The 5,311-nt window shown below is 55.0% G+C and carries 6 protein-coding genes and 1 other RNA gene; 4 read left to right on the top strand and 3 right to left on the bottom strand.

Features of this window, described 5'->3' with window-relative positions; all coding sequences use genetic code 11:
• Positions 1–587 (bottom strand): glutathione S-transferase family protein (locus B3Z49_RS08435; RefSeq protein WP_296989898.1); only part of this gene is annotated, 587 nt, incomplete at its 3' end.
• Positions 588–744: 157 nt separating this feature from the next.
• Between B3Z49_RS08435 and B3Z49_RS08430 the strand changes: the two genes are divergently transcribed.
• Positions 745–1,623, top strand: a complete 879-nt coding sequence (locus tag B3Z49_RS08430) for a LysR family transcriptional regulator (RefSeq protein WP_296989896.1) — start codon at positions 745–747, stop codon at positions 1,621–1,623.
• Positions 1,624–1,680: 57 nt separating this feature from the next.
• Entirely contained in the window at positions 1,681–2,049 is a 369-nt protein-coding gene (locus B3Z49_RS08425) for a DUF1636 domain-containing protein (protein WP_296989894.1), read from the top strand.
• 28 nt (positions 2,050–2,077) lie between these two features.
• Here B3Z49_RS08425 and B3Z49_RS08420 read toward each other — a convergent pair whose 3' ends face one another.
• Entirely contained in the window at positions 2,078–2,878 is an 801-nt protein-coding gene (locus B3Z49_RS08420) for a transporter substrate-binding domain-containing protein (RefSeq protein WP_296989892.1), read from the bottom strand.
• Between the two features lie 78 nt (positions 2,879–2,956).
• Entirely contained in the window at positions 2,957–3,883 is a 927-nt protein-coding gene (gene nudC, locus B3Z49_RS08415; RefSeq protein ID WP_064780404.1) for an NAD(+) diphosphatase, read from the bottom strand.
• Between the two features lie 190 nt (positions 3,884–4,073).
• On the opposite strand from nudC, the gene ffs reads away from it, so the two are divergent.
• Positions 4,074–4,168: signal recognition particle sRNA small type (gene ffs, locus B3Z49_RS08410), an RNA gene on the top strand.
• Between the two features lie 157 nt (positions 4,169–4,325).
• Positions 4,326–5,311, top strand: a 986-nt coding sequence (gene dnaX / locus B3Z49_RS08405) for a DNA polymerase III subunit gamma/tau (protein WP_296989887.1), incomplete at its 3' end; no start/stop codon positions are given.

The following is a 5,311-nucleotide window of genomic DNA, read 5'->3' as shown; positions in this document are numbered from 1 at the left end:
ACATAGCCCGGAACCGCCGTCATCCGGTCAAGCCAGGCGCGAATGCCGGGATAGGGCGCCAGACTGATTTTGCCAAGTTCGGCCCGGTGCGTGTAGGCATAAAGCGAGATATCGGCGATGGTAAGCGCATCGCCGACCAGCCAGTTATGACCGGAAAGACGCTTTTCCATCAGATCAAGCGCACGCTTCGCCCCTGCCTGTTTCATTGGTCCAAGAATATCGGAATGTTCCGGCAGGCCCTTGATCGCATACCATGAAATCAGAACGGCGACGTTCGGTTCATGGTCATATTGTTCAAAGAACAACCAGCTCATCATATCGGCCCGGTCATAGTCATCCTCGGGGATGAAATTGGTCCCTTCGGCCAGATAGATCAGAATGGCGTTGCTTTCGGCAAGGCTCCTGCCGTCATCAAGGACAAGGGCCGGAATTTTGCCGTTCGGGTTGACCTTTTCAAGGTACTCGGGCGTGTGGGTTTCGCCTTTCATAATGTCGCGTTCGACATATTCAAACGGTTGACCCAGCATGGATAGCAGCAAACGGACCTTATAGCCGTTTCCCGACATCAAATAGTCGTTCAAAATCATCAGACTCATCCTTGTGGCATATGCATCAAAAGCATTCGCGTTACAGCATTGGCCGGCCGGGTTTGATATTTGCCGCTGGATCGTAATCGGACAATCGAATAGTTTTGACCCTATTGTTCAAAATTCCTGATCAATTTTTCTGATCAAAGGGGAAGCCATGGATTCCGATCTTCTCAGAAGCTTTGTCGCCTTTGCCGAATGCGGCAGCTTCAACCGTGCCGCTGATCGTATCGGGCGGACACCATCGGCCTTTTCCATGCAGATGAAGCGCCTTGAAGAACTGGTCGATAACAAGCTGTTTGAACGCGACGGACGCAACGTTCAACTGACCCACGAAGGCATCACCTTTGTCGGCTATGCCAGACGGATTCTGAGCCTGACGGATGAGGCGATGGGACAATTGCGTTCTCAGGAAGAAAGCCGTCCGATCCGCATCGGCTGCCCGGATGATTATGCGCAAAAGATTTTGCCAATTGTTCTGCGCGCCATAAGTGCGGTGCATCCACAGGCGCGCTTTTTCGTGTCGGTCAATCCGACGATCCTGCTCCGCCGGATGCTTGATCAGGGGGAGCTTGATCTGTCGATCATCAGCCGGTCGGAAAAAGGTGAAGAGGGATATTTCCTGCGCCATGAACTTGGGGTCTGGGTGACATCGGCAGTCCACAAGCAGCACCTTCTTGATCCGCTGCCGCTTGTCCTGCCGGCCGAAGATTGCAAGTTTCATGCATGGGCGATTGACGCCTTTTCGAAATCCAACCGGCCCTTCACGCTTTATGCGACATCCCGTCAGGCGGCTTCGATGTTGCATCTGGTCCGCGACGGTTTGGGTGTTGCCGCCCTTGCCGCGGCAAGTGTGACCGACGAATTCAAAATTCTTGATGCGCGGGACGGATTTCCGCCACTGCCGGCCGTCGGTGTCGCCGTGATGCTGGCCGAAGAGGCCCATCCGCTGGTTAATCGCCAGCTTGCCGGTGCGATCCAGGAATATGTCACCCGTCATCTTGATGATGACTTGACCAAAACGGTCGCAAGCTGATTGGATGCGCCCCCCGCACCGTTTAGAAATCAACCTGTTCTGGATAAGATCACCCGCATGACCACCAAGTCCCGCCTGAATATCTGCACGACCTGCACGTCCTCAATCGCCAGCGCACCAAGTGACCCGCGCGATGGTCAGACGCTTTTTGAGCGCATTCAGGAAGTCTGTGCCACGCGCGATCTGCCGTTTGAGCTGAGACCAGTCGAATGCCTGACCAACTGCAAGTCTGGCTGTTCGGTCGCGCTGAACGGATCGGGAAAGTGGGGATATGTTTATGGCAATGTTGATCCTGACAGCATGGTCGAAGACCTCTGTGAACTGGCGTCAAAATATGCCGAAAGTGAAAAGGGCATTGTTGCCTGGCGCGAACGTCCAGATGCCCTGCGCCGCAATGTTATTGCCCGCATCCCACCGATCGACTAGCAGACGCGTACAGGACTTGGGTCAGGACCTAGCCAGACAGACCGATGTGAAGTTGCTGCCACAGGCGTTCGACCTCGCCAGTGGATTGCAGTTTCGCAATCAATTGATTGAACCGTTCAAGCGGGATTGACGATCCGGCCGACAGCACCGCCACCAGATCATGGACGGCATCGGGTTGATCTGAAATCACAAGGCTTTCGCGCAAGGACGGGTAATCGACAAACCGGGCGGCCAGAAAGCCCGCCGAGACGATACCAATCGGGGCTTCCCCGGCCAGAAGTCCGTCAAGGACCTGTTGCTCGTTATAGCGCAGCAAAACATCAAAGTTCTGGCGCAGATAGTCCGGATCCGCGTTGAAATCGGCAAATCCGTAATGGAACCCCAAGACGCACAGGATCGGATAATTGGTCACATCTGACAAAAGTGCGTCGGTGTTATCCGGCCCGGCAAGCGTCAGATAAAGGTCCTTTTCCTGAACGATGGATTTGGAGAACTGAACATCCAGATTCCGCCATTCCCATTGCGCACTTTCCAACAGAACAAGGTCCACCTCGCCACTGGTGACGGCCTGATAGCGCCTCCGCGATGAGGTTTCGGCAAGTTCAAACACATATTCGTCCTGCAAATCGTTCAGAAGTTTGATCAGGTGCAGAACCATGCCCTGTGGCTTGCCATCATCATAGAAATAGACCACGCCATATTCATACGCACCGACCTTGACGGGGGTCCGTTCATGCGCCTTTGCGGCCGTTACTGCGAACAAAGTCGCAAGCAAACAGACAGCAACGCCGGTTACAACCAAATCGCGTAGAAAACGTATCGCTACCAAAGCTTTTCCCTGAATACCGATCATCACCCAGTACAGCGATGCCGTATCACCAGGATGGTGACAAAGGCCTCTTTGTCTCTATATGTGGCCGGCGCACCAGTTTTCCAGAAGGAAGCGTGCGATAGATATCGGACGCGGCAGGTTGATACCTTTTTCGGGCAGGTTTGGCACATCATCGCGATGCACCCACATCGCAAACTCGATTTCTTCGTTATCGGGCAAAAGGTCGGTTGTTTCGGCCTCGGCGACAAAGCCCAGCATCAAAGAACCCGGAAACGGCCAGGGCTGGGATGCGACATATTGCGGACGTTTGATCCGGACACCGACTTCTTCGAACACCTCGCGCGCGACGGCCTGTTCAAGGGTTTCGCCCGGTTCGACAAAACCAGCCAGAACCGACACCATGCCGGGCAGGAATTGCGGGGATCTTGCCAGCAACACATGATCCTGATGATGGATCAACATGATCACGGCCGGATCAGTGCGCGGAAAATGCGATTTGCCACAATTGGGGTTGCTGCATTGCAGACGATATCCCGCCTCTGCCACCAAATTCGGATGGCCGCACGCTCCGCAGAACTGGTGCCCCTGATGCCAGTTGAAGATCGCACGTGCCTGCGCGGCAAGGGCGGCCTCATCCACCGAAAGATTGGCCATGCGGGTGCGCATATCGCCAAAACCACCGCCGAGTTTGCGGATGGCCTCGTCACGATCCGTCACCACCGCAGCAATATCGACCGCAATCACCGGCCCGCTTTCATCACGGCCAAGATAAATCCACTGCCCGCGATGAAGATCGACATCAAGATGCGGCACGGCCGGGGCACCCAGCACCACCAGTTCATGGGCGTCCATGTCCTCCGGCCAGGCAAAAAGCGGATCACCGGCATGACAAATCAGGATACGCAGCGACTCCTCGGCCAACAGAACCTGTTGCCAGTCTTCGCGTTTGCGCAAAACCGCATCGCGATCAAGATCAACGGATTCATAAAATAGCCTGTGCATGGTGGTCACTTTCTTGAAATTCTGATGCGGAAAATATCGGGCAAGCCCATGGGATCGCCGACATTTCCTGTGGTGACGGAGCATGACATTAACGTGGGCGGGGATCGGTCAAAAGCCACGATTGCTTGATAACAGAAAAAATCCCAGCCAACCCTTGCGTTTTATGGACGCTTGCGCGATATAGGAGGCGAGAGGCTGGCAGTGGACGGACCGCTCGCCAACCCGGTCAGGACCGGAAGGTAGCAGCCGTAACGAGTTTTTCCGGGTCGCTGTTCAGTCTCTCACCCTTTCATTTCTCCCTTTGAAATCGTTGATATTTGCCATGCCCCTGACATTCGCGGGCAGATGGCTTTTTGTATCGGAAATTTCCCACTTGGCCTTTCCCATAGGGCTTCGAAGCTGCTAAAACCAACTGAGAATTAAAACAGTCCGGACCGGATGAATGAGCGAGCAGATCGAGACCGCCAGCGAAACGGCACCAGAAGGTGACACGGTGACAGACAGTAACGTCGCGGACACAACCGCGCCCGTCACCACGGCCGAGCCAGAAAGCAAAAGCGAGTATCAGGTTCTTGCGCGGAAGTACCGCCCGAGATCCTTTGATGAGCTGATCGGCCACGGGCCGATGGTCAAGACGCTGTCAAACGCGCTTGAAAGTGGCCGGCTTGCCCATGCCTTTATCCTGACCGGTGTGCGCGGGATTGGTAAAACTACAACCGCGCGTATCATTGCGCGTGCGCTGAACTGCATTGGCGCAGATGGCAATGGCGGTGCGACGATCGAGCCATGCGGTGTCTGTGAGCATTGCCGTGCGATTGCCGAAGACCGTCATGTTGATGTTCTGGAAATGGATGCGGCGTCGCGTACCGGTGTTGATGACATTCGCGAACTGATCGAAGGTGTTCGCTATCGCCCGACATCAGCACGCTACAAGATCTACATCATCGACGAAGTGCACATGCTTTCGAAAAGTGCGTTTAACGCGCTTTTGAAGACGCTTGAAGAACCGCCAGAGCATGTGAAATTCATCTTTGCCACCACCGAAATCCGCAAGATCCCGATCACGGTCCTGTCACGTTGTCAGCGATTCGATTTGCGTCGTGTGCAGACCGATGAACTGGCCGCGCACTATAGCCGCATCGCCGGGCTTGAAAATGCCGAGATCGAGGAAGAAGCCGTCACCCTGATCGCACGTGCCGCCGACGGATCGGTCCGTGATGGCATGAGCCTGCTTGATCAGGCGATTTCGCACGGTGCTGGCAAGGTCACCACCCAGCAGGTGCGTGACATGCTGGGCCTTTCGGATCGGTCGCGGATTTTCGATCTGTTTGATCACACCATGAAGGGCGAGGTTAACGAGGCCCTTGAACTTCTTGGTGCGCAATATGCCCTTGGCGGTGACCCGCCGGTGATGTTGCAGGATATGCT

Source organism: Thalassospira sp. UBA1131 (assembly GCF_002311515.1).
Lineage (GTDB): Bacteria > Pseudomonadota > Alphaproteobacteria > Rhodospirillales > Thalassospiraceae > Thalassospira.
Note: the sequence above shows the minus strand (reverse complement) of the source record. Positions and strands in the feature narration are given on the sequence as shown.